The 1,166-nt window shown below is 57.5% G+C and carries 3 protein-coding genes; all 3 read left to right on the plus strand.

The window, feature by feature from the left end; genetic code table 11:
• Positions 1-212 (plus strand): hypothetical protein (locus AC2FLP_RS22090; RefSeq protein ID WP_496686572.1); only part of this gene is annotated, 212 nt, incomplete at its 5' end.
• 38 nt (positions 213-250) lie between these two features.
• Positions 251-637, plus strand: a complete 387-nt coding sequence (locus tag AC2FLP_RS22095; protein WP_496671860.1) for a hypothetical protein — start codon at positions 251-253, stop codon at positions 635-637.
• An 8-nt stretch (positions 638-645) separates the two neighbouring features.
• The gene (locus AC2FLP_RS22100) at positions 646-1,104 is read left to right on the plus strand and encodes a hypothetical protein (protein ID WP_496686569.1); all 459 of its coding nucleotides are present in this window, start codon (positions 646-648) and stop codon (positions 1,102-1,104) included.
• Positions 1,105-1,166 lie beyond the last annotated feature (62 nt).

Consider the following 1,166-nt stretch of genomic DNA (forward strand, 5'->3'; position numbering starts at 1 on the left):
CCGGATATTCGGACGAGCTGCCTGCCGGTGAATACGAAGTATTGGTTGAGGAAGAACTTATCGAGACGCTGAGTTTCCCGGCTTACCGCAGAACAGCGATTTTCCTGACTATAAACGGCAAGGGGCGTTCGCTGGGCCGAACAGAAATGCGGCCAATTACCTGGACCGACCTGGAAACGGCACTTGGCCACGGCATTCAATGTGACACCTGAAGATAGCGAGGCGGCGCTTTGCCGCTGGAGGAACTACAATGAACACTCCCGAATGGCTTAAACCCGGCCTCTACGGCGCCGTCATCGGCGCGGTACTTGTTAGTGTAGCTGGATTTTCTTGGGGCGGCTGGGTAACCGGCCGAACCTCGAACGACAGGTCCGTGGCTATGGCCCGTGAACATGTTGCCACCGCATTGGTGCCTGTCTGTCTGGACATGGCCCGATCCGATCCGGAACGGGCTGCCAAGATGGCGGCGATCCGGGCAGCCTCTACCTTCCGGCAGCGAGAGGCCCTGATGGCGGCTGGCTGGGTGACGATACCAGGCACAGAGACCCCGAACCGGGACATCGCGCAAGCCTGCCTTGCAGCCCTTGACGTAAACAAGTCACCGGAGCGTCCGGAAAACACGATCAATGAAGGATGAGCAGCGCCATGTCACTACCTCTGCCTGAAACAACCGATCTTGAACGGCGCGTTCTAGCCCATGAACGGGTTCTCCAGTCGCTCATTGCTTACATGTCGCACACGGAACCGCGTTTTGTTGAGCACCTGAAGAAGCGTTTTGTTGAGCCGATGGCCATGGTGCGGCACGAGCATGACCACCGGAACGCGGATGACTACGCGGAGGAGTTTATTCGCGCCGTGATGGCCCTTGGAGAAACGCAATTGCCAAAGGCGGTGAGCTCCAGCGTACTCGTTAAGCCATTGCACCAACCGGAAAAGAGACAATCTTCGGCACCCCCCTATTATCCCACTGCGCAAGCTGATCGTGTCCGTGTCAGAGAGAGGAATGGGATCTGGGAGGTCAAGGTGGATGGCGTATTCCACGGGGACTACCACGACAAGGGCAATGCTCTGGCAGCCGCAGCTTTGGCGCGCTTGTCGCTTTGATGAGAGGACTTCTCCTATGAACGAGCTAGTCAGAAAGTCAATTGCGGTTTTCGCCCGGCCTT

This window comes from Ruegeria sp. CDSA141 (genome assembly GCF_059612005.1).